Here is a 22,784-nt window from a genome sequence, read left to right as displayed (position 1 = left end):
TTTTTCATATGCCTGACGGAGTTCACACTTGTAAGTTTTCAACTACGTTGTAGACTTTACATCGCCAGGGGTGCTCGGCATAAGCCGAATTTATCGGCAGAGTTACAATTGAGCAGATCCCCCGGTGAAGGATTTAACCGTGTTATCTCGTTGGAGATATTCATGGCGTATTTTGGATGATAACGAGGCGCAAAAAATGAAAAAGACAGCTATCGCGATTGCAGTGGCACTGGCTGGTTTCGCTACCGTAGCGCAGGCCGCTCCGAAAGATAACACCTGGTACACTGGTGCTAAACTGGGCTGGTCCCAGTACCATGACACTGGTTTCATTCCTAACAATGGTCCGACCCACGAAAACCAACTGGGTGCAGGTGCTTTTGGTGGTTACCAGGTTAACCCGTATGTTGGCTTTGAAATGGGTTACGACTGGTTAGGTCGTATGCCGTACAAAGGCGACAACATCAACGGCGCATACAAAGCTCAGGGCGTTCAGCTGACCGCTAAACTGGGTTACCCAATCACTGACGATCTGGACATCTACACTCGTCTGGGTGGTATGGTATGGCGCGCAGACACCAAGGCTAACGTACCTGGTGGCCCATCCTTTAAAGACCACGACACCGGCGTTTCTCCGGTATTCGCAGGCGGTGTTGAATACGCGATCACTCCAGAAATCGCTACCCGTCTGGAATATCAGTGGACCAACAACATCGGTGACGCTAACACCATCGGTACTCGTCCGGACAACGGTCTGCTGAGCCTGGGTGTTTCCTACCGTTTCGGTCAGGGCGAAGCAGCTCCAGTAGTTGCTCCGGCTCCAGCTCCGGCACCGGAAGTACAGACCAAGCACTTCACTCTGAAGTCTGACGTTCTGTTCAACTTCAACAAAGCAACCCTGAAACCGGAAGGTCAGGCTGCTCTGGATCAGCTGTACAGCCAGCTGAGCAACCTGGATCCGAAAGACGGTTCCGTAGTTGTTCTGGGTTACACTGACCGCATCGGTTCTGACGCTTACAACCAGGGTCTGTCCGAGCGTCGTGCTCAGTCCGTCGTTGATTACCTGATCTCCAAAGGTATCCCGTCTGACAAGATCTCCGCACGTGGTATGGGCGAATCTAACCCGGTTACTGGCAACACCTGTGACAACGTGAAACAGCGTGCTGCTCTGATCGACTGCCTGGCTCCGGATCGTCGCGTAGAGATCGAAGTTAAAGGCATCAAAGACGTTGTAACTCAGCCGCAGGCTTAAGTTCTCGTCTAATAAAAAACCCCGCTACTGCGGGGTTTTTTTTCATCTGTAGTAAAGTAAATGACCTTCGCCAGTTATTCCTTACCAAGTAATGCCTGCAAATCCTGCTTCAATGAAGACATTTTATTCGCATACTTCTCTTTGTTTTCCGCATCTTCAATCAGCTGGACAATCGTTTCGGATAGCGTTTTACCGCGACGTTGCGCAAGCCCTGCTAACCTTTGCCAGACAATAAATTCCAGATCGATAGATTTCTTGCGCGTATGCTGATGCTCCGCATTAAAGTGCCGTTTTCGTCTGGCCCGAATCGTCTGTTTCATGCGATTAAGCAGCTCTGGATTCATATGTTTTTCAATCCAGCCATTTACGAGTACAGGTTCGTTCTCCAGCGATAGCAACACATCGACGGCTTCCTGGGCGGCACTGGCCTCTATGTAACGGGTGATCAACTCACCTTCACGGTGCTTCTTCACCAGATATTTCCATTTCCAACCACTTTCAAGATTTTCAAGTTGTTGATATTTCATAGCGATCTCAATGTTACCGTGTAACTCTTTACAGAATATCAGCTTTTTACCTGCGTGATGAAAAGAATCTCTGTCCTGTGAGCTTTAACGCGCATGCCGGGACTTTTGTCGGTGCTTTCTACGTGTGCTGCAGTGCCGGTTACGGTATAATCGCGCCTTTGACAACAGACTAAAAAACATCGACTTTGACCATTACGAAACTTGCATGGCGTGACCTGATTCCTGATACCGAAAGCTATCAGGAAGTATTCGCACAGCCACATTTGATTGACGAAAACGATCCTTTATTCAGTGACACTCAACCGCGACTGCAATTTGCGCTTGAGCAGTTGCTGCACGCGCGGGCATCATCCTCTTTTATACTGGCAAAAGCGCCGGAAGAATCCGATTATCTGAATCTTATAGCCGATGCTGCACGCACGCTACAAAGCGATGCAGGCCAACTGATGGGCGCTCACTATGAGATTTCCGGCCACACCATACGCTTACGGAACGCAGTTAGCACTGACGATAATTTTGCGACCTTAACCCAAGTTGTTACTGCTGACTGGGCTGAAGCCGAACAGCTTTTTGGCTGTTTGCGCCAGTTTAATGGCGACATTACCTTGCAGCCAGGACTGGTACATCAGGCCAATGGCGGCATTTTGATTATCTCCTTGCGTACACTGCTGGCCCAGCCATTGCTGTGGATGCGTCTGAAGAACATCGTCAACCGCGAACGCTTCGATTGGGTAGCATTTGATGAGTCGCGCCCTCTCCCCGTCTCTGTACCTTCAATGCCATTGAAGCTGAAGGTCATTCTGGTAGGCGAACGCGATTCATTGGCCGATTTCCAGGAGATGGAGCCAGAACTGTCTGAACAAGCGATCTATAGCGAATTTGAAGATACTCTGCAGATAGTCGATGCCGAATCCGTACGCCAGTGGTGTCGCTGGGTGACGTTTATTGCCAGACTTAACCACTTGCCAGCGCCAGGTGCCGACGCCTGGCCGGTGCTTATCCGCGAAGCAGTACGCTATACCGGTGAGCAAGAAACGCTGCCCCTTAGTCCGCAGTGGATCCTCCGCCAGTGTAAAGAGGTCGCTTCATTGTGCGAAGGTGATACCTTCTCTGGCGAGCAGCTAAACTTAATGCTACAGCAGCGGGAATGGCGCGAAGGTTTCCTCGCCGAGCGCATGCAGGATGAAATCCTTCAAGAGCAGATCCTGATTGAAACCGAAGGTGAACGCATCGGGCAAATTAACGCCCTTTCGGTCATTGAATTTCCAGGCCATCCACGCGCATTTGGCGAACCTTCTCGCATTAGCTGCGTTGTGCATATTGGCGATGGTGAATTCACCGACATCGAACGAAAAGCGGAGCTTGGCGGCAACATTCACGCTAAAGGGATGATGATCATGCAGGCGTTTTTGATGTCGGAACTTCAGCTTGAGCAACAGATCCCATTCTCGGCGTCACTGACCTTTGAGCAATCTTACAGTGAAGTGGATGGTGACAGCGCATCAATGGCCGAGCTCTGCGCTCTGATCAGCGCCCTTGCTGATGTCCCGGTGAATCAGAGTATCGCCATTACAGGTTCAGTGGATCAGTTTGGTCGCGCCCAGCCTGTGGGCGGTCTGAATGAGAAAATCGAAGGCTTCTTTGCTATCTGCCAGCAGCGTGGGTTAAGTGGGAAGCAAGGTGTGATTATCCCCAGCGCTAACGTTCGCCATTTAAGTCTCCACAGTGAACTGGTGAAGGCGGTAGAGGAAGGCAGATTCACCATCTGGGCAGTGGACGATGTGACTGATGCACTGCCGTTATTATTAAATCTGGTGTGGGATGGCGAAGGCCAGACGACGCTGATGCAAACTATCCAGGAACGTATCGCACAAGCATCGCAACAGGAAGGGCGTCACCGTTTTCCGTGGCCACTACGTTGGCTGAACTGGTTTATTCCGAACTGATCGGACTTGTTCAGCGTACACGTGTTAGCTATCCTGCGTGCTTCAATAAAATAAGGCTTACAGAGAACATGGTAGATAAACGCGAATCCTATACAAAAGAAGACCTTCTTGCCTCTGGTCGCGGTGAACTGTTTGGTGCTAAAGGCCCACAATTGCCAGCACCGAACATGCTGATGATGGACCGTGTGGTCAAAATGACCGAAACGGGTGGTAACTTCGACAAAGGGTATGTAGAAGCAGAGCTGGATATTAATCCGGACCTGTGGTTCTTCGGTTGCCACTTCATCGGCGATCCGGTAATGCCGGGATGCCTTGGCCTGGACGCGATGTGGCAGCTGGTAGGATTCTACCTCGGCTGGCTGGGCGGCGAAGGTAAAGGCCGCGCCCTGGGCGTTGGCGAAGTGAAATTCACAGGCCAGGTGCTGCCGACGGCGAAAAAAGTGACCTATCGTATTCACTTTAAACGCATTGTTAACCGTCGTCTCATTATGGGCCTGGCGGATGGCGAAGTGCTGGTTGATGGTCGTTTGATCTATACCGCCAACGACCTGAAAGTAGGTCTGTTCCAGGATACGTCTGCATTCTGATTTTAATCAGACAGAGTATAAAAAGGCGAAACCTCCGCAATGCGGAGGTTTCTTTTTAAAGAGACAGAATCAGGCCATTACCACCCTGTCCGCCATGGCTTCTCGCCAGCCTCCCAGCCATTGTGACCTTTGATTCAGCGTCTGATAGGGACACATTTCTTTTGAGCGTCCGGCGATGCCGGCCTGATAACCACGTTGATGTGCCCGTTCCAGGCGATCTCGTTTTTGTCTCTTCATGCCTCGTTTCCCTCATACTGGTTTCTGGTGGAAAAGAAAACAGTGATTACTAAATGTGCAATCACAGTTAAGCAATACCGCGAATCATAACTGCCGTCAATGCGCAAAATTCACGCCACTGCCATATTTGTGAGCTACACGGGCATGTCGGTTGTACAAAAAATGTGAAGCGGAACAAGTTTTCCCATGGCTTATAAACAAAAAAACCGCCTCAGGCTACATGCCGGAGACGGTTATATTTACAAATCTTTATAATTAAGGTAGACGCTTTATCTCTTGCGCAATAGTAGCGGCTTCCTGACTCCAGACACTGGCCAGCACTTTGACCATTTCATCGTAGCCATCCTGATTCTGCACCCCTTCCACACGGAACGGACGTTTTATCAGTTGTCCCTGATGGTTTAGTAGCCACTCGCCACTCACTATCACCTTACCATCGTAACGGCCGTTAAACTCTGTCACAGTCACATTAAGCGTGTCCTGGGTACTTCCCAAAGGCTGGGAGGCTACGACCCAACCGGGCAGTTGCGCACTCAGGTTAGCGACCAAAGTATTGCGCAACTGTTGATCCAGCGGGCTGGCCCACAGGTTGTTATTGGCAATCACATACTTCACATCACTGGTCTGGTATACCACGCCATTCCCTGCCAGATAATCAGGTACGGAAACCTGCTCGACCCATAGCAGGCGGTTACCCTGGCTGGCGGTACTTTGCGTACCGCTCTGCACCACAGGCAATTGGTAATAGTTTTTGTTAATTTCACCGGAGCTGCATCCGGCCAGCCACAGTGCCGCTATCGTCACTAGCCACTTTTTCATTGTTTCGCCCTCTTCGGCTCTGGATCTTTTTTATCCTTCGCTTCAAATACCAGCGCGTTGCTCTTCTCGTTGAGCGTTTTCAGAACCGGTTGCAGTTCACGCAATACCTGATCAAGACGCTGCATATCCGCCACCATCTTGTTATAAGCTGCGGAACCCGGCTGGAAGCCCTGCATGCTACGATTCAATTCGCGCAGTGTCGACTGCATATCCGTCGGCAACTGTTGCATCGACTGACTGGCAAGGATCTTGTTCATACTATCCAGCGTAGTCTGCAGGTTTTTCATCGTGCGCTGACTTTCCGACAGCGTACTGGTCGCCTGTTCAATCATCGGGTTCAACGGCAGTTTGTTAATCTTATCCAACGCTTCCATCAGACGTTGCTGGATTTGCGCCAGACCACCGCTAACGGTCGGGATTATTTGATAGCCATTAAACTCACGCACACCGGTAATTGCCGGAGCATTTGGATAGAAGTCCAGATCGACGTACAGCGCTCCCGTGACCAGATTCCCGGTTTTCAGTGAACCGCGTAAACCGCGCTTCAGCAATTCGGCCAGGTGTTCTACCACATCAGCATTTTCACCTAGCTGCATTTTCAGTCGTTCTGGTTCAATACGCACCATGACTGGAATGCGATAATCATCGTTAAAGACCTGACGCATATTCGGCGCAAAGAATGGCACTTTGCTTACCGTACCGAGACGAATACCGCGGAATTCCACTGGCGCGCCAGGTTGCAGACCGCGTACCGAATCTTTAAAGAACATCAGATAATCAATGTGATCTGTGTACAGTGAATCCTGGATACTCTTCTGATCATCATACAAAACGAATGACGTTTTTGGCGCAACCGGCTGTCCCAAGTCCAGTCCTTCAGGCACGTCAAAGCTGACACCACCACTTAGCAACGTCGTCAATGACCCCATCTCTACGCGCATCCCCGCCGAGGTCAGATCCACCGCTATGCCGCTATCTTTCCAGAAGCGAACGTTGCTCGTTACCAGGCGGTCATAAGGCGCATTGATGAACAGTTGATAGCTGATATTACGCTTCTGAGTATCGAAGGTGCTGGTTTCAACCGACCCTACGCGATAACCACGAAACAGCACGGGATCTCCCGCCGTGAGCTGCCCAGCTTTGTTGCTGTCAAGAATGACACGGATCCCTTTGGCATCTGGTGGGGCCAACGGTGGAGAATCAAGCAAATCATATTTTGTTTGCTTGCTGCCTGCAGCCCCCGGTTGCAACTCGATATACACCCCGGAAAGCAACGTACCAAGGCCACTAATGCCTTCACGACCAATTTGTGGTTTCACTACCCAAAAGACCGTATCTTTGTGCAGCAGTTTTTCCATACCGGCGTTGAGACGCGCTTTGATTTCAACATGCGTTAAATCATCAGCCAGCGTGGCACTTTCGACCACACCGACGTCCACGCTACGACTTTTAATGGTAGTCTTGCCGCCTTCTATTCCTTCCGCATTAGCAGTGATCAGGGTAACTTCCGGCCCTTGATGACTGTAATGATAAAAAAGTACCCAAGCCCCGATCAGTGCCGTAACGATGGGAAATATCCACACAGGGGACCAGTTCTTCACTTTCTGGATTTTGGCTTCCCCACTATTAGATTCCATACTGTCAGGACTCCTCATGCTCTGGTTCAGGTTGACGATCCCACGACAAACGTGGATCAAACGTCATCGCAGAAAACATTGTCATAATGACGACTAAAGCAAACATTAATGCACCCATTGCAGGATAAATACTCATTAAGCCTCCCATACGCACCAGCGCCGAGAGCACCGCTATCACGAAAACGTCAATCATTGACCAGCGGCCTACAAACTCAACAACTTCGTAAATCAAATGCATTCTTTCACTATCACGCTTGCCGTGCCCTTTCGCATCCCAGCACAGCCAGGCTATAGCGATCATCTTTAAAGTTGGCACCATGATACTGGCTAAAAAGATGACGGCGGCAACCGGATAAGAGCCTTCGCTCCATAATAAGATGACCCCGGCGAGAATGGTCGACGGCATCTTAGAGCCTAAAAAATCGGTCACCATAATGGGTAAGATGTTCGCCGGGAGATATAACATGATCGACGTAAAAAGCAGTGCCAATGTCCATTGCAGGCTGTTTTTGCGTCGAACATATCCTTTGGTGCCACAGCGCGGACACACGGGATTATCGGCAGGAAGAATTGCCGTACAGCATGAGCAAGAGCGCAGCCCCTGGCGTATTCCCGTTATGCCCGGTTTCAGCGTCTGGTGAAGCTCTGGCATCGTGGCAATATCATCCCATAACCAGCGGCGATCAACGCACTGAAAGGCGCGTAATTGCAGCACACAAAATAAACACCAGGGAATGAAACTACTGCCCACGCCAATGCTGCCGTAAGCCATCAGTTTGACAAAACTGACCAACACACCGGCAAGGAAAATCTCCGCCATTCCCCAGGTTTTAAGCTGAAAAAGTACCCGCCCCAGTTGTTCTTTTAAACGAACAGGTATTTCCGCGCGATTAACCAACAGTAAAATAGTAATCAGGCAAAACGCGGGGACCAGTTGCACAAACAACAGGAAAAAAGTACCGAGGCTGGCATAGTCCTCGGAAAACAGTACGCCCGGGATTTCCAGCAACGTAATCTCACTGGTTACCCCCGCAACGTTCATATTGACAAAAGGGAACAGGTTGGACAGCAGCAGCATGAACAGTGCAGCCAACGCATAAGCGGTAGGACGCTGTCGAGGGGCATCCCACGCAACGGTTAACGTTGTGCCACACCGAGGACATGCCGCCTTCTGACCATGCTCAAGGTGGGGTAAAACCACCAGCATGTCACACTGCGAGCACAGGATGTGCTTCGCGGCATGATGATGTTCGCACATTGGTACTCCTTAATGATGCGCTATTCTACAGAATGCTGACATAGCACTCGCTTTTAATGCCGGATGCTGAACTACCGCATTATCCGCTCAGGGAGCTCGTGGAAACGCAATAAATTGACGTTTCCACCCAGGCCAGATAAGCGTAGCGCATCAGGCAATTTGGCCGTTATCAGCAGTCTCTCTTTTCACTTAACTGATTAGCGATCAGCCACCATTTTTTAACGCTTCAAGATACTCCCAACGTTCAAATGCCTGCTCCAGTTCCTGTTCGGCGGCAGTCAGATCAGCGAGCACTTTTTGCGTATGCTCATGTGGCTGGCTGAAGAAAGAGGCATCTGCCACCTGCGCCTGTAAGGCTTCCAGTTTTGCTTCCAAATCTTCAAGCAGTTGCGGTAGCTGTTCTAATTCGCGCTGCAATTTATAGCTTAGTTTGCTACTGCTGCGTTTTACAGTTTCTGCTTTCGGCGCAGCTACTTCTTCGTTTTTTTTCACCGCAGGCTGTTTTAACGCCACATACTGTTCTTGCTGTCCGCGCGCGTCGTGATAACCGCCGACATAACGGCCAATTTTGCCGCCACCTTCGAAGATCCAGCACTCTGTTACGGTGTTATCAACAAACTGACGATCGTGACTAACCAGCAATACTGTACCCTGGTAGCTGTCGATCAGCTCTTCAAGCAGTTCCAGCGTTTCAACATCGAGATCGTTGGTCGGTTCGTCGAGGATCAGTAAGTTACTGGGTTTCAGGAACAGACGCGCCAAAAGCAGACGGTTACGTTCCCCGCCAGAGAGCGCGCGCACCGGCGTCATCGCCCGTTTCGGATGGAACAGGAAGTCCTGTAAATAGCCCAGTACATGGCGCGGTTTACCGTTAACCATCACCTCTTGCTTACCTTCAGCAAGGTTATCCATCACCGTTTTGTCGGGATCGAGTTCCGCGCGGTGCTGGTCAAAATAGGCGACTTCCAGTTTAGTGCCGACGTGAATGCGTCCGCTGTCCGCCTGAAGTTGACCAAGCATCAGTTTCAGCAACGTGGTTTTGCCACAGCCATTCGGGCCAATCAGGGCAATTTTATCGCCACGCAGTACCTGGGCAGAAAAATCTTTCACCAGTTGCTTACCGTCAACCTGGTAGCAAACGTCTTCCATTTCGAAAACGATCTTACCGGAGCGACTGGCCTCTTCTACCTGCATCTTTGCAGTACCCATCACTTCGCGACGTTCGCCACGCTCGCGACGCATTGCTTTCAGCGCACGCACGCGGCCTTCATTACGGGTGCGGCGTGCTTTGATCCCCTGACGGATCCACACCTCTTCCTGCGCCAGTTTGCGATCGAACTCGGCATTTTGTAGTTCTTCCACGCGCAGGGCTTCTTCTTTTTCCAGCAGATACTGGTCGTAATTCCCCGGATAGGTCACCAGTTTGCCGCGATCGAGATCGACAATACGCGTCGCCATATTGCGAATAAATGAACGGTCGTGGGAGATGAAAATAATCGTACCGCTGAACGTTTTCAGGAAACCTTCCAGCCAGTCGATGGTTTCAATATCCAGGTGGTTTGTCGGTTCGTCGAGCAGCAGCACGCGCGGATTGCTCACCAACGCGCGTCCTAATGCCGCTTTACGCAACCAGCCGCCGGAAAGCGACGACAGCGCAACGTTAGGATCTAATCCCAGCTGTGCCAGCACTTCGTTGATGCGGTTTTCCAGTTGCCACAGGTTGTGGTGATCCAACTGTTCCTGAACCTTCGCCAGTTCGTTGAGATTCTTCTCGCTCGGGTCGTTCATCACCAGGCGCGAAATATCGTGATAGCGTTTCAGGTACTCGGCCTGTTCCTCAATGCCTTCGGCAACAAAATCATAAACGCTACCCTCAACGTTACGCGGTGGATCCTGCTGCAAACGCGCAACGATCAAATCTTGCTCGTAAATAATGCGACCGTCATCCAGCCCCTGTTCACGGTTGAGGATTTTCATTAACGTCGATTTGCCTGCGCCGTTACGGCCTACCAGACAAACACGTTCGTTATCTTCGATATGCAGTTCTGCGTTATCGAGAAGCGGCGCGTCGCTGAACGACAGCCATGCGCCATGCATACTGATTAATGACATTACTATTCCTTTCAGGCTGCGGTAATCAGCCAGCAGTTGTGGATCTGGCGGTTACGGGCGAAATCCTGGGAGAGCGTTTTTTGCGTAATTTCTTGTGCTTTCAGTCCCAGTTTTGCCAGTCCGTCAAGATCCATACGGAAACCACGTTTGTTGTTCGAGAACATGATCGTCCCACCTGCACGCAGCAGACGTTTCAAATCTTTCATCAGCGCCAGATGATCGCGCTGAACATCAAACGCATCTTCCATTCGTTTTGAGTTAGAGAACGTTGGTGGATCGATAAAGATCAGATCGAACTGTTCATTAGCCTCACGTAACCACGCCAGGCAGTCGGCCTGAATCAGGCGATGCGCACGACCGGTTAAGCCGTTAAGGCGCAGGTTACGTTCTGCCCACTCCAGATAGGTACGCGACATATCCACCGTAGTGGTGCTGCGCGCGCCGCCTAATCCCGCGTGCACAGTGGCGCTACCGGTATAGGAGAACAAGTTGAGGAAATCTTTGCCTTTGCTCATCTGACCGAGCATACGACGGGCGATACGGTGATCGAGGAACAAACCAGTATCAAGATAATCCGTCAGGTTCACCCACAGGTGAGCGTTATATTCGGTAACTTCAAGAAACTCGCCCTTCTCGCCCAGTTTCTGGTACTGATTTTTGCCCTTCTGGCGTTCACGGGTTTTCAGCACCAGTTTGTTTGGCGCAATCCCGAGTACCGAAATGGTCGCAGCGATAATATCGAACAGACGTTGACGCGCTTTGTGCGCATCAATGGTTTTCGGCGGCGCATACTCCTGCACCACCACCCAGTCGGCATAACGGTCAACGGCAACGTTGTATTCCGGTAGATCGGCGTCGTACAGGCGGTAGCATTCAATGCCTTCCTGACGCGCCCACTTCTCGAATTTTTTGAGGTTCTTACGCAGACGGTTGGCGTAGTCTTCTGCCACCATTGCCGGTTTGCTGTCTGGAGTGCTTTCGGCAACGTGGTAATTTTTCTGCACGCAGTCTAATGGACCGTTTTTCGCTTTGTACTGTTTGTCTGCACGCAGCTGCAGGCAACTTAACAGATCTGGCGAGGCACTGAATAAAGAGAGATTCCAGCCGCCGAACTGGTTTTTCATGATTCGGCCCAGCAGGCTATGCAGCGCAATCAGCGCCGGTTCGCTGTCCAGACGTTCGCCGTAAGGCGGGTTGCTCAACACTGTACCGTACGGTCCTTTTGGCAGCGGATTGGTCAATTGCGCGACATCTTTCACTTCAAAAGTGATCAGTTCGCCAATCCCCGCAAGACGGGCGTTGGTGCGCGCACGTTGAATCACCCGCGCATCGCTGTCGGAACCGTAGAAATGAGAGTTGTACTCAGCCAGACCTTTACGGGCGCGGGTTTGCGCTTCCGCTTTTACTTCTTGCCAGATAGCTTCATCATGTTGCGCCCAGCCGCTAAAGCCCCAACGCCCGCGGTGCAAGCCCGGTGCGCGGTCGGTCGCCAGCATCGCCGCTTCAATCAGCAACGTACCAGAACCACACATTGGATCGAGCAGCGGTGTTCCTGGCTGCCAACCGGAACGCATCACAATTGCCGCCGCCAGAGTTTCTTTGATCGGCGCAATACCCGCACGATCGCGATAGCCGCGCAAATGCAAACCATCACCACTTAAATCGAGAGCGATGCTGGCGGTTTCTTTATTTAGCCACACGTTCACGCGGATATCCGGCGCATCGCGATCGACATTCGGACGCGGCAAATTCTTACGGGTGAAAGCATCAACGATCGCATCTTTGACTTTCATCGCGCCGTACTGGCTGTTGCGGATAGTGTCATTCAGACCGCTGAAGTGGACAGCAAAGGTCGCGCCAGGATTAAACATCTCTGTCCAGTTGATCGCCTGAACGCCGAGATAAAGGTCTAAGTCGCTGTAAACCTTGCACTCGCCCAGCGGCAACATAATACGTGAGGCCAGGCGACTCCACATCAGGCTCTGGTAAACAAGCCGCGTGTCGCCCTTGAAATGGACCCCACCCTGAACCACCTGGCATTCAACGGCCCCCAGGTTTTCGAGTTCAGTTTTTAACAGCTCTTCCAGCCCACGGGCCGTACTGGCAAACAGAGAATTCATATCGTCACTTTTACTCTAAGGCCTACCGCAGTAGGCGTAATTGTTGCAGTCAGTTTGGACATGGACAGCATGGAGAAACCGGAACGTACACCAGTACGTGAGGATTTCGAGTACTGCCCAGGGCTAAACTGACAAATAAAATAGCCTAACGGGATAGGCACTAAGAAAATTGTTGCGCATTATAGCTAATAAGCGCGTCATGTCATAAAGTTGAGGGCTTATTTTCATTTGAGGACCGCACCGTGACGACATTAACCCGGCTTTTTATTCATCCTGTTAAATCGATGCGCGGCATCGGTCTGACACATGCTCTGGCTGATGTCAGCGGTCTGGCCTTCGATCGCACCTTTATGGTCACAGAACCTGACGGTACGTTTATTACTGCCCGCCAGTTTCCGCAGATGGTGCGATTTACCCCTTCGCCCGTGCATGACGGCTTACATCTCACCGCGCCAGATGGCAGCAGCGCATACATCCGTTTTGCTGATTTCGCTATGCAGGACGCGCCAACCGAAGTGTGGGGTAACCATTTTACTGCACGCATTGCGCCAGATGAGATCAACAAATGGTTAAGCGGCTTTTTCTCCCGTGAAGTGCAATTGCGCTGGGTAGGACCGCAGATGACACGGCGCGTAAAACGCCATAACACTGTACCCTTGTCGTTTGCTGATGGCTATCCGTATCTGCTCGCTAATGAAGCCTCACTGCGTGATGTGCAGCAACGCTGCCCGGCAAGTGTAAAAATGGAGCAATTTCGCCCCAATCTGGTGGTTTCCGGCGCGGCAGCCTGGGAAGAAGATACCTGGAAAGTGATTCGCATTGGCGATGTGGTGTTTGACGTGGTAAAGCCCTGCAGCCGCTGCATTTTCACCACTGTCAGCCCGGAAAAAGGACAAAAGCATCCGGCAGGCGAACCGTTAAAAACGCTGCAATCCTTCCGTACTGCCCAAGATAATGGCGATGTCGATTTTGGTCAGAATTTAATTGCCCGCAATAGTGGCGTTGTTCGTGTTGGTGATGCAGTGGAAATTCTTGCTACTGCACCGGCGAAAATCTACGGCGCGGCAGCCGCAGACGATACTCTCCCGACAAAGCAGCAAATGGATGCGAATGTAGATATCGACTGGCAAGGACTGGCATTTCGCGGTAATAATCAACAGGTATTGTTAGAACAATTAGAAAATCAAGGGATTCGGATCCCCTATTCTTGTCGCGCGGGCATATGTGGAAGTTGTCGAGTTCAGCTTCTGGAAGGCGAAGTCACCCCGCTGAAAAAATCAGCTATGAGCGACGACGGGACAATTCTTTGCTGTAGTTGTGTACCGAAGACTGCATTGAAACTGAAAGGTTAAACGGCCTGTTCAAGGCTGAAGCTGTCATAACTCATATGAGGTTTCAGCCTGTCATTCATAATTTTGATGGCGTCACCCAGTTGCATGGCGCGACCAGCGATGACAACACAAGGCTGCGCAAGGAGGCACAGCGCGGCATTTTCACCAGATTCAACAACCAGAAGGCTGACTTGTTCATTGGTATCGCTTAACCAGACACAGGCTGCATCACCCGGCACTGGCGACCACATTTCACCATGAGAAACAAAATGCCAGCTTTTCGGCATTTGCGGTTTGAGATAACGAACTGCCACCAGCGCATTAAGCACCAGTTCAGCTTTTTGTTCTTTTGATAAGTTAAGGTCGCGGCATTTTTCTTCAAACGAGAAATAGAGCGCGGCGTCATCAACGCAGAATCCCGCAGGAGAAAAGGCGTCTGGTGTCAACATCTTGCGCGCAAAACGTGAGCGAAATAGCATGCCATTGGCTAAATCAAGCATCATTCGATCATGCTCTTCATCATAATACCAACGCCAATTATCGTCTGGTTTAATTCGCATATGCTTCTCCTCTACCCTATAAATCCACTGCAACATATTCCATTGTTGCTTCGCTTAATAACCTCAACAAGAAAAGTACAAAATGTCTAAATAAGTAACAGCAATGAATATAAAACAACCAGGGCTGAAAATAAAGCCCTGATTATCTTATAAAGAGAAAATGAAAGAAATAATTAGATATGGTTAACGATTTCTTTAATCAGCGGCGGACCTTTAAAAATAAAACCGGAATAAATTTGCACCAAAGAAGCCCCCGCAGCTATCTTCTCGCGAGCAGCGATTACCGAGTCAATACCACCAACACCAATAATCGGTAAGCGGCCGTTTAATTCCTGCGACAAGCGACGAATAATTTCCGTACTTTTTAATTGTAAGGGACGACCACTTAAGCCACCGGTTTGATCACAATTTTTCATTCCCTGAACTAAAGAACGATCGAGGGTCGTATTAGTTGCAATGACGCCATCAATATTATGGCGAACTAAACTATCGGCGACCTGGATCAACTCTTCTTCAGAAAGATCCGGCGCGATCTTCACTGCTATTGGTACATATTTGTGGTGGTGCGCTTGCAGATCATTTTGTTTATTTTTAATTGCCGTTAATAAATCATCCAGCGCTTCGCCATATTGCAGAGTGCGTAATCCCGGGGTATTTGGTGATGAAATATTGATGGCAATATATCCTGCATAGGCGTAGATTTTTTCCATACAAATCAGATAGTCATCTTTGCCTTGCTCAACCGGCGTATCTTTATTTTTGCCGATATTGATTCCCAGAACACCGTCGTAATGGGCTTTTTTAACGTTCTCTACGAGGTTATCAACGCCGAGGTTATTAAAACCCATACGGTTTATTAAACCTTCAGCATCTACCAGGCGAAAAAGACGAGGTTTATCGTTTCCTGGTTGTGGACGCGGGGTGACAGTACCGATCTCGATCGATCCAAATCCCATTGCACCAAGGGCATCAATACACTCCCCGTCTTTATCAAGACCGGCTGCCAGACCAAGCGGGTTTTTAAAGGTCAGTCCCATACAGTTAACCGGCTTCGCTGGAACATTTTGCCGAACAAGCGCTTCAAACGGTGTTCCGGTGATGCGGCGTAATTGCTGAAAAGTAAACTCGTGTGCGCGCTCTGGATCGAGCTGGAAAAGGGCTTTACGAACGAAGGGGTAGTACATGAACTCTCCTGGATTCCCGGTGTGCAAACCGGGGGCGTATTATGTGCGAGTTCGCAGCAAAAGGGAATTGACCTGCGGCAATAAATAGCAAACGTTTTCTTGTTGCGCCTTTTTTATGCTTTTTTTGGCTTTCCTTCTTCAGATAAATCATTTCGACTCACGAACGCCCTCTGTCAGACTGACCGAATTGTTATCAATGTTAACAAAACAAGAACAATTGGTTATAAGGAGAGAGTATGCGTGTCATCACCCTGGCGGGTAGTCCTCGCTTTCCTTCTCGCTCCAGTTCCTTACTGGAATATGCGCGGGAAAAACTGAATGGCCTGGATGTTGAGGTTTATCACTGGAATCTGCAAAACTTCGCCCCGGAAGATCTGCTCTATGCCCGTTTCGATAGTCCGGCACTCAAGACCTTCACCGAACAGCTGCAACAGGCCGATGGGCTGATCGTCGCCACGCCTGTGTATAAAGCCGCCTATTCCGGTGCGCTGAAAACCCTGCTCGACCTGCTGCCAGAACGCGCTTTGCAAGGCAAAGTAGTGCTACCGCTGGCGACGGGCGGCACCGTGGCCCATCTACTGGCGGTCGATTATGCCCTTAAACCAGTTTTAAGTGCGCTGAAAGCCCAGGAGATCCTGCACGGCGTGTTTGCCGATGACTCGCAGGTGATTGATTACCAACACAAGCCGCTGTTCACGCCAAATCTGCAAACCCGTCTTGATACCGCGCTAGAAACTTTCTGGCAGGCGTTGCACCGCCGCGATGTTCAGGTTCCTGATCTTCATTCTCTGCGAGGTAATGCCCATGCGTAAGATCATTAAACTGGCGCTGGCGGGATTACTTAGCGTCTCTACACTCGCTGTTGCCGCAGAGTCTTCGCCAGAGGCGTTAAGGATTGGCTATCAGAAAAGCAATATCAGTTCGGTACTGGCGAAAAATTACCAAATGCTGGAAAAACGCTATCCACAAACAAAAATCTCGTGGGTGGAGTTCCCCGCTGGCCCGCAGATGCTGGAGGCGTTAAACGTTGGCAGTATTGATCTCGGCAGTACCGGGGATATTCCACCAATCTTTGCTCAGGCCGCCGGGGCTGATTTGGTGTACGTGGGCGTCGAGCCACCAAAGCCAAAAGCCGAAGTGATTCTGGTGGCAGAAAACAGCCCGATCAAAACCGTGGCCGATCTTAAAGGCCACAAAGTTGCCTTTCAGAAAGGCTCCAGTTCGCACAACCTTTTACTGCGCGCCCTGCAACAGGCCGGGCTTAAATTCACCGATATCCAGCCCACTTACCTGACGCCAGCTGATGCCCGCGCCGCGTTCCAGCAAGGTAACGTCGACGCCTGGGCTATCTGGGATCCCTACTACTCCGCCGCGTTATTACAGGGCGGCGTGCGGGTGTTGAAAGATGGCACCAGTCTCAATCAAACCGGATCGTTTTATCTGGCCGCTCGTCCCTATGCAGAAAAAAACGGCACCTTTATTCAGGGTGTGCTCACAACCTTTAGTGAGGCCGATGCGTTAACCCGCAGCCAGCGCGAGCAAAGCATCGCTTTACTGGCAAAAACAATGGGCTTACCGGCTCCGGTAATTGCCTCTTACTTAGATCATCGCCCTCCTACCACCATCAAACCGGTTAACGCCGAGGTTGCCGCCTTACAGCAGCAAACAGCAGATCTGTTTTATGAAAACCGTCTGGTGCCGAAAAAAGTCGATATTCGCCAGCGCATCTGGCAGCCCACGCAACTGGAAGGAAAACAATTATGAGTCTGAATATGTTCTGGTTTTTACCGACCCACGGTGACGGGCATTATCTGGGAACGGAAGAAGGTTCACGCCCGGTTGATCACGGTTATCTGCAACAAATTGCGCAAGCGGCAGATCGTCTTGGCTTTACCGGTGTGCTAATTCCAACGGGGCGATCGTGTGAAGATGCGTGGCTGGTTGCGGCGTCGATGATCCCGGTGACGCAGCGGCTGAAGTTTCTTGTCGCCCTGCGCCCCAGCGTAACCTCACCTACCGTTGCCGCCCGTCAGGCCGCCACGCTTGACCGTCTCTCTAATGGGCGTGCATTGTTTAACCTGGTCACAGGCAGCGATCCACAAGAGCTGGCAGGCGACGGCGTGTTCCTTAATCATAGCGAGCGTTACGAAGCCTCGGCGGAATTTACCCAGGTCTGGCGACGTTTATTGCTGGGCGAAACCGTCGATTTCAACGGAAAACATATTCATGTGCGGGGAGCCAAACTGCTCTTCCCGCCGATTCAACAGCCATATCCTCCGCTTTACTTTGGCGGATCGTCAGACGTCGCCCAGGAGCTGGCGGCAGAACAAGTTGATCTCTACCTCACCTGGGGCGAACCACCAGAACTGGTTAAAGAGAAAATCGAACAAGTGCGGGCGAAAGCTGCCGCGCATGGACGAAAAATTCGTTTCGGTATTCGCCTGCACGTTATTGTCCGCGAAACTAACGACGAAGCGTGGCAGGCCGCCGAGCGGTTAATCTCGCATCTTGATGATGAAACTATCGCCAAAGCACAGGCCGCATTCGCTCGGACGGATTCCGTAGGACAACAGCGAATGGCGGCGCTACATAACGGCAAGCGCGACAATCTGGAGATCAGCCCCAATTTATGGGCGGGCGTTGGCTTAGTCCGCGGCGGTGCCGGGACGGCGCTGGTGGGCGATGGTCCTACGGTCGCTGCACGAATCAACGAATACGCCGCGCTTGGCATCGACAGTTTTGTGCTTTCGGGCTATCCACATCTGGAAGAAGCGTATCGGGTTGGCGAGTTGCTGTTCCCGCTTCTGGATGTCGCCATCCCGGAAATTCCCCAGCCACAACCGCTGAATCCGCAAGGCGAAGCGGTGGCGAATGATTTTATCCCCCGTAAAGTCGCGCAAAGCTAAGGAACACGATGATGGCAACGCCAGTGAAGAAGTGGTTATTGCGCGTTGCCCCCTGGTTTTTACCGGTGGGCATCGTGGCGGTGTGGCAACTGGCCTCCTCAGTTGGCTGGTTGTCGACGCGTATTTTGCCCTCACCGGAAGGGGTGGTGATGGCGTTCTGGACGCTCTCCGCCAGCGGCGAATTGTGGCAGCATCTGGCGATCAGCTCCTGGCGGGCGCTGATTGGCTTTTCAATTGGCGGATCGCTGGGGTTGATTCTGGGGCTGATTAGCGGACTATCTCGCTGGGGAGAACGGCTGCTGGATACCTCAATTCAGATGTTGCGCAACGTGCCGCATCTGGCACTGATCCCGCTGGTGATTTTGTGGTTTGGCATTGATGAATCCGCGAAAATCTTTCTGGTGGCGCTCGGCACGCTTTTCCCCATTTATATCAATACCTGGCACGGCATCCGTAATATCGATCGCGGGCTGGTGGAAATGGCGCGAAGCTATGGCTTATCCGGATTACCGCTGTTTATCCATGTGATCCTGCCTGGTGCCCTACCCTCAATTATGGTCGGCGTGCGCTTCGCGTTAGGTCTGATGTGGCTGACGCTGATTGTTGCTGAAACCATTTCTGCTAATTCTGGCATTGGTTATCTGGCGATGAATGCGCGGGAGTTTTTGCAAACGGACGTGGTGGTGGTTGCCATTATTCTCTACGCCCTGCTCGGCAAACTTGCTGACGTCAGCGCGCAACTTTTAGAGCGCCTCTGGTTGCGCTGGAACCCGGCTTATCATCTGAAAGAGGCCACTGTATGAATACTGCTCGTCTGAACCAGGGTACGCCGCTACTGCTCAATGCGGTAAGCAAACATTACGCGGAAAATATCGTCCTGAACCAACTGGATTTGCATATTCCGGCAGGCCAGTTTGTGGCGGTAGTGGGCCGCAGCGGTGGTGGCAAAAGTACCCTGCTGCGACTGCTGGCCGGGCTGGAAACGCCAACCGCAGGCGATGTGCTGGCAGGCACAACACCGCTGGCTGAGATTCAGGATGATACGCGAATGATGTTTCAGGATGCGCGTCTGCTGCCATGGAAATCGGTGATTGATAACGTTGGGTTAGGCCTTAAAGGCCAGTGGCGCGATGCCGCGCGTCAGGCGCTGGCTGCGGTAGGTCTGGAGAATCGCGCCGGGGAATGGCCGGCCGCACTTTCTGGCGGGCAGAAACAGCGTGTGGCGCTGGCGCGAGCGTTGATCCATCGACCGGGTTTATTGTTGCTTGATGAACCACTCGGTGCGCTGGACGCTTTAACGCGGCTGGAGATGCAGGATTTGATTGTGTCACTCTGGCAGGATCATGGCTTTACTGTTTTGCTGGTGACGCATGATGTGAGCGAAGCGGTAGCGATGGCTGACCGGGTGCTGTTAATTGAAGAAGGAAAAATTGGTCTGGATTTGACGGTAGATATCCCCCGTCCGCGCCGGTTAGGATCAGTGCGATTAGCGGAGCTGGAAGCGGAAGTGTTGCAGCGGGTGATGCATCGTGGGCATTCTGAACAACCGATTCGGCGTCATGGTTAATATGCCGGATGCGGCGCACAAAACCAGCAGCTTCAACGGGCTTGTAGGCCTGATAAGGCGCGTCAAGCGTCGCATCAGGCATGTTTGTATCAAGCCAGAGCTTTAGTTATTTTCTCGTACAGATCGCCAGAGAGATTTTCCAGCCCTTTCAACTGTTCCAGCGCCGCACGCATTTTCTCCTGACGTTTGGCATCGTAACGTTTCAGGCGAATCAGCGGCTCAATCAGACGTGAAGCCACCTGCGGGTTACGGCTGTTGAGGTCGGTAAGCATTTCCACCAGGAACTGGTAACCGCTGCCATCTTCGGCATGGAACGCTGCCGGGTTGCTGCCCGCAAACGCGCCAATCAACGAACGAATACGGTTCGGGTTGCTCATGGTAAATGAGCGATGCTGCAACAGACCACGCACCGTCTCCAGCACATTCGCCGCCGGGCTGGTAGCTTGCAGGATAAACCATTTATCCATCACCAGACCGTCCTGATGCCACTTATCGTCGTATTCCTGCATCAACTTGTCACGGCATGGCAACTGCGCAGCAACCGCCGCGGAAAGCGCTGCCAGCGCATCGGTCATATTGTTCGCTTCGTGGAACTGCTTGCTCACCAGCACATCAGCCAGATGCGTTTCACCAAAAGCGAGGAAGCGCAGGCAGGCATTACGCAGCGTCCGTTTCGCAATATCTTCATGCTCAACGCGATACTCGCTCTGGTAATTCGCGTTATAGATTGCCAGCAGCTCATCCGCCAGTTCAGTAGCCAGAGTACGGGTGAGTGCTTCGCGCACTTCGGCAATAGCAATCGGATCAATGATATCGAACAGTTCCGCCATTTCATTGACGGAAGGCAGTGTCAGAATTTCTGCCGCCAGTGCCGGGTCAATCTTCTCATCCAGCAGTACCGCGCGGAAAGCATCGGCAACGTGTGCTGGTAAAGACAATGGTTGACCTTGCTGATGACGGGCGACGTTCAGCTTGATGTAGGTTGCCAGCAAACTTTGCGCCGCATCCCAGCGGGAGAAATCATTACGCGCATGACGCATCAGGAAGGTCAGTTGCTGATCGCTCCACTTATATTCCAGTTTCACTGGCGCAGAGAATTCGCACAGCAGCGCAGGCACCGGCTGGAAGTAGACATTATCAAAGACAAAGGTCTGTTCCGCCTGAGTAACGTTCAGCACGGAATTCATCGGATGACCGCCTTTCTGCAACGGGATCACCTTGCCTTCGTTGTCATACAGTTCGATGACAAACGGAATATGCAGCGGCTGTTTTTCTGCCTGATCCGGCGTAGCAGGCGTGCGCTGGCTGATGGTCAGGGTGTACTGCTCGGTTTCCGGATTGTAGTCGTCTTTGACGGCTACAACCGGCGTGCCGGACTGACTGTACCAACGGCGGAAATGGGAGAGATCGACATTCGACGCGTCTTCCATCGCCTGAACGAAATCGTCGCAGGTCGCTGCACTGCCATCATGACGCTCGAAATAGAGCTGCATCCCTTTCTGGAAGTTTTCTTCGCCCAGCAGGGTGTGGATCATACGGATCACTTCCGCGCCCTTCTCGTAAACGGTCAGGGTGTAGAAGTTGTTCATTTCAATGACCATGTCCGGGCGGATCGGGTGCGCCATCGGGCTGGCGTCTTCCGCAAACTGCAATCCGCGCATGGTGCGCACGTTATTGATGCGGTTAACTGCGCGGGAACCAAGGTCAGAGCTGAATTCCTGATCGCGGAACACCGTTAAGCCTTCTTTCAGACTAAGCTGGAACCAGTCGCGGCAGGTCACACGGTTACCGGTCCAGTTATGGAAATATTCATGACCGATAACGCGTTCAATATCAAGGTAATCTTTGTCGGTGGCGGTGTCGGTGCGCGCCAGTACATACTTGGAGTTAAAGATATTCAGACCTTTATTCTCCATCGCGCCCATATTGAAGAAATCCACCGCAACGATCATATAGATGTCGAGGTCATACTCCAGGCCGAAGCGTTCTTCATCCCACTTCATGGAATTTTTCAGGGACGTCATCGCCCACGGAGCGCGATCAAGGTTGCCGCGATCGACATACAGCTCCAGCGCTACTTCGCGGCCAGAACGCGTGGTGAAGGTGTCGCGCAGCACGTCGAAGTCGCCTGCCACCAGCGCAAACAGGTAGCACGGTTTCGGGAACGGGTCCTGCCACTGTACCCAGTGACGTCCGTTTTCCAGTTCGCCTTGCGCAACGCGGTTACCGTTGGAAAGCAGGAATGGATATTTGGTTTTATCGGCAATAATTTTGGTGGTAAAACGCGCCAGCACGTCCGGGCGGTCGAGATAATACGTAATATGGCGGAAACCTTCGGCTTCACACTGAGTGCAAAGCGCATCGCCTGACTGATAAAGCCCTTCCAACGCGGTATTCGCTGCCGGACTAATTTCATTAACAATCTTGAGCGTAAAACACTCCGGCAAATTACTGATGACCAGTGCGCCCTCTTCTTCTTTCCAGGCGTTCCACGGCTCATCATTAATATGAATAGAAACCAGTTTAAGATCTTCGCCATCAAGACGAAGCGGTGCATCTGATGCACCATGACGGACAGCCTGGCTGACTGCGGTAACTACCGTCTTTTGCGCGTCCAGGTCAAAGGTCAAGTCAATATCAGTAATCTGGTAATCCGGCGCACGATAATCGTGACGGTATTTGGCTTGTGGCTGTTGAGTCATAAATAACCTTTAGCATCTTTTATAGAGTCTGGTGTTCAGTCT

19 protein-coding genes are annotated in these 22,784 nt (G+C 51.5%); 9 read left to right on the top strand and 10 right to left on the bottom strand.

Going from position 1 to position 22,784, the window contains the following annotated elements; genetic code table 11:
• The first annotated feature begins 196 nt into the window (after positions 1-196).
• Positions 197-1,249 (top strand): porin OmpA, encoded by a 1,053-nt coding sequence (gene ompA / locus FEK66_RS15735; protein ID WP_064528817.1) that lies wholly within the window; start codon positions 197-199, stop codon positions 1,247-1,249.
• Positions 1,250-1,323: 74 nt separating this feature from the next.
• Here the strand turns inward: ompA and matP are convergent, their stop codons facing one another.
• Positions 1,324-1,776 (bottom strand): macrodomain Ter protein MatP, encoded by a 453-nt coding sequence (gene matP / locus FEK66_RS15730; protein WP_064528401.1) that lies wholly within the window; start codon positions 1,774-1,776, stop codon positions 1,324-1,326.
• A gap of 185 nt (positions 1,777-1,961) precedes the next feature.
• On the opposite strand from matP, the gene FEK66_RS15725 reads away from it, so the two are divergent.
• Together FEK66_RS15725 and fabA are read left to right on the top strand one after the other, a co-directional pair.
• Positions 1,962-3,722 carry a Lon protease family protein gene (locus FEK66_RS15725; RefSeq protein ID WP_135493635.1) on the top strand — a complete coding sequence of 587 codons (1,761 nt, stop codon included), beginning with the start codon at positions 1,962-1,964 and terminating at the stop codon, positions 3,720-3,722.
• Between the two features lie 68 nt (positions 3,723-3,790).
• Entirely contained in the window at positions 3,791-4,309 is a 519-nt protein-coding gene (gene fabA / locus FEK66_RS15720; RefSeq protein ID WP_000227926.1) for a bifunctional 3-hydroxydecanoyl-ACP dehydratase/trans-2-decenoyl-ACP isomerase, read from the top strand.
• A gap of 69 nt (positions 4,310-4,378) precedes the next feature.
• On the opposite strand, the gene rmf is transcribed toward fabA, so the two are convergent.
• The 6 genes from rmf to rlmKL form a co-directional block, all read right to left on the bottom strand.
• On the bottom strand, positions 4,379-4,546 hold the full coding sequence (gene rmf / locus FEK66_RS15715; protein ID WP_000828648.1) for a ribosome modulation factor: 168 nt from the start codon (positions 4,544-4,546) through the stop codon (positions 4,379-4,381).
• 255 nt (positions 4,547-4,801) lie between these two features.
• Positions 4,802-5,365 carry a membrane integrity-associated transporter subunit PqiC gene (gene pqiC / locus FEK66_RS15710; RefSeq protein WP_064528397.1) on the bottom strand — a complete coding sequence of 188 codons (564 nt, stop codon included), beginning with the start codon at positions 5,363-5,365 and terminating at the stop codon, positions 4,802-4,804.
• Positions 5,362-7,002, bottom strand: a complete 1,641-nt coding sequence (pqiB, locus tag FEK66_RS15705; RefSeq protein ID WP_130205377.1) for an intermembrane transport protein PqiB — start codon at positions 7,000-7,002, stop codon at positions 5,362-5,364. Before pqiB ends, pqiC begins: the two co-directional genes overlap by 4 nt.
• A 4-nt stretch (positions 7,003-7,006) precedes the next feature.
• Positions 7,007-8,260, bottom strand: a complete 1,254-nt coding sequence (pqiA, locus tag FEK66_RS15700; protein WP_135493634.1) for a membrane integrity-associated transporter subunit PqiA — start codon at positions 8,258-8,260, stop codon at positions 7,007-7,009.
• A gap of 204 nt (positions 8,261-8,464) precedes the next feature.
• Complete coding sequence (locus FEK66_RS15695) at positions 8,465-10,372, bottom strand: ABC transporter ATP-binding protein (protein WP_135493633.1); 1,908 nt, start codon at positions 10,370-10,372, stop codon at positions 8,465-8,467.
• 11 nt (positions 10,373-10,383) lie between these two features.
• Positions 10,384-12,492: a bifunctional 23S rRNA (guanine(2069)-N(7))-methyltransferase RlmK/23S rRNA (guanine(2445)-N(2))-methyltransferase RlmL gene (gene rlmKL, locus FEK66_RS15690; RefSeq protein ID WP_064528388.1), complete on the bottom strand. Its 2,109-nt coding sequence runs from the start codon at positions 12,490-12,492 to the stop codon at positions 10,384-10,386.
• Positions 12,493-12,734: 242 nt separating this feature from the next.
• Between rlmKL and ycbX the strand changes: the two genes are divergently transcribed.
• The gene (gene ycbX, locus FEK66_RS15685; protein WP_135493632.1) at positions 12,735-13,844 is read left to right on the top strand and encodes a 6-N-hydroxylaminopurine resistance protein YcbX; all 1,110 of its coding nucleotides are present in this window, start codon (positions 12,735-12,737) and stop codon (positions 13,842-13,844) included.
• Here ycbX and zapC read toward each other — a convergent pair.
• Both zapC and pyrD read right to left on the bottom strand, forming a co-directional pair.
• Complete coding sequence (gene zapC, locus FEK66_RS15680; protein WP_064528385.1) at positions 13,841-14,383, bottom strand: cell division protein ZapC; 543 nt, start codon at positions 14,381-14,383, stop codon at positions 13,841-13,843. The genes ycbX and zapC overlap by 4 nt on opposite strands.
• A 173-nt stretch (positions 14,384-14,556) precedes the next feature.
• The gene (pyrD, locus tag FEK66_RS15675; protein WP_130205367.1) at positions 14,557-15,567 is read right to left on the bottom strand and encodes a quinone-dependent dihydroorotate dehydrogenase; all 1,011 of its coding nucleotides are present in this window, start codon (positions 15,565-15,567) and stop codon (positions 14,557-14,559) included.
• 236 nt (positions 15,568-15,803) lie between these two features.
• Between pyrD and ssuE the strand changes: the two genes are divergently transcribed.
• Genes ssuE through ssuB form a run of 5 tightly spaced genes read left to right on the top strand, consistent with a single transcriptional unit; the run spans position 15,804 to position 20,040 of the window.
• On the top strand, positions 15,804-16,379 hold the full coding sequence (gene ssuE, locus FEK66_RS15665; protein WP_135404486.1) for an NADPH-dependent FMN reductase: 576 nt from the start codon (positions 15,804-15,806) through the stop codon (positions 16,377-16,379).
• Positions 16,372-17,331, top strand: a complete 960-nt coding sequence (gene ssuA / locus FEK66_RS15660; protein WP_135406329.1) for an aliphatic sulfonate ABC transporter substrate-binding protein SsuA — start codon at positions 16,372-16,374, stop codon at positions 17,329-17,331. Before ssuE ends, ssuA begins: the two co-directional genes overlap by 8 nt.
• A complete protein-coding gene (gene ssuD / locus FEK66_RS15655; protein ID WP_135493631.1) occupies positions 17,328-18,473 on the top strand; it encodes an FMNH2-dependent alkanesulfonate monooxygenase in 1,146 nt (381 codons plus the stop codon). Before ssuA ends, ssuD begins: the two co-directional genes overlap by 4 nt.
• A gap of 11 nt (positions 18,474-18,484) precedes the next feature.
• Positions 18,485-19,276 (top strand): aliphatic sulfonate ABC transporter permease SsuC, encoded by a 792-nt coding sequence (ssuC, locus tag FEK66_RS15650; RefSeq protein ID WP_053263467.1) that lies wholly within the window; start codon positions 18,485-18,487, stop codon positions 19,274-19,276.
• A complete protein-coding gene (gene ssuB / locus FEK66_RS15645; protein WP_135492137.1) occupies positions 19,273-20,040 on the top strand; it encodes an aliphatic sulfonates ABC transporter ATP-binding protein in 768 nt (255 codons plus the stop codon). Before ssuC ends, ssuB begins: the two co-directional genes overlap by 4 nt.
• 89 nt (positions 20,041-20,129) lie before the next feature.
• On the opposite strand, the gene pepN is transcribed toward ssuB, so the two are convergent.
• Entirely contained in the window at positions 20,130-22,742 is a 2,613-nt protein-coding gene (gene pepN, locus FEK66_RS15640) for an aminopeptidase N (protein WP_135493630.1), read from the bottom strand.
• Positions 22,743-22,784: the final 42 nt, after the last annotated feature.

Origin of the sequence: Escherichia sp. E1130 (assembly GCF_005781065.1) — a bacterium.
Classification (GTDB): domain Bacteria; phylum Pseudomonadota; class Gammaproteobacteria; order Enterobacterales; family Enterobacteriaceae; genus Escherichia.
The sequence above is the reverse complement of the archived record's forward strand: the minus strand, read 5'-3'. Positions and strand labels throughout refer to the sequence as shown.

Bases quoted from the DNA above. Each gene is read 5' to 3' on its own strand.
- ssuD (WP_135493631.1), top strand. From the start codon at position 17,328: ATGAGTCTGAATATGTTCTGGTTTTTACCGACCCACGGTGACGGGCAT.
- ssuB (WP_135492137.1), top strand. From the start codon at position 19,273: ATGAATACTGCTCGTCTGAACCAGGGTACGCCGCTACTGCTCAATGCG.
- ssuA (WP_135406329.1), top strand. From the start codon at position 16,372: ATGCGTAAGATCATTAAACTGGCGCTGGCGGGATTACTTAGCGTCTCT.
- FEK66_RS15695 (WP_135493633.1), bottom strand. From the start codon at position 10,372: ATGTCATTAATCAGTATGCATGGCGCATGGCTGTCGTTCAGCGACGCG.
- pyrD (WP_130205367.1), bottom strand. From the start codon at position 15,567: ATGTACTACCCCTTCGTTCGTAAAGCCCTTTTCCAGCTCGATCCAGAG.
- fabA (WP_000227926.1), top strand. From the start codon at position 3,791: ATGGTAGATAAACGCGAATCCTATACAAAAGAAGACCTTCTTGCCTCT.
- ssuC (WP_053263467.1), top strand. From the start codon at position 18,485: ATGGCAACGCCAGTGAAGAAGTGGTTATTGCGCGTTGCCCCCTGGTTT.
- ompA (WP_064528817.1), top strand. From the start codon at position 197: ATGAAAAAGACAGCTATCGCGATTGCAGTGGCACTGGCTGGTTTCGCT.
- pqiA (WP_135493634.1), bottom strand. From the start codon at position 8,260: ATGTGCGAACATCATCATGCCGCGAAGCACATCCTGTGCTCGCAGTGT.
- matP (WP_064528401.1), bottom strand. From the start codon at position 1,776: ATGAAATATCAACAACTTGAAAATCTTGAAAGTGGTTGGAAATGGAAA.
- pqiC (WP_064528397.1), bottom strand. From the start codon at position 5,365: ATGAAAAAGTGGCTAGTGACGATAGCGGCACTGTGGCTGGCCGGATGC.
- zapC (WP_064528385.1), bottom strand. From the start codon at position 14,383: ATGCGAATTAAACCAGACGATAATTGGCGTTGGTATTATGATGAAGAG.
- pepN (WP_135493630.1), bottom strand. From the start codon at position 22,742: ATGACTCAACAGCCACAAGCCAAATACCGTCACGATTATCGTGCGCCG.
- pqiB (WP_130205377.1), bottom strand. From the start codon at position 7,002: ATGGAATCTAATAGTGGGGAAGCCAAAATCCAGAAAGTGAAGAACTGG.
- rlmKL (WP_064528388.1), bottom strand. From the start codon at position 12,492: ATGAATTCTCTGTTTGCCAGTACGGCCCGTGGGCTGGAAGAGCTGTTA.
- rmf (WP_000828648.1), bottom strand. From the start codon at position 4,546: ATGAAGAGACAAAAACGAGATCGCCTGGAACGGGCACATCAACGTGGT.
- ssuE (WP_135404486.1), top strand. From the start codon at position 15,804: ATGCGTGTCATCACCCTGGCGGGTAGTCCTCGCTTTCCTTCTCGCTCC.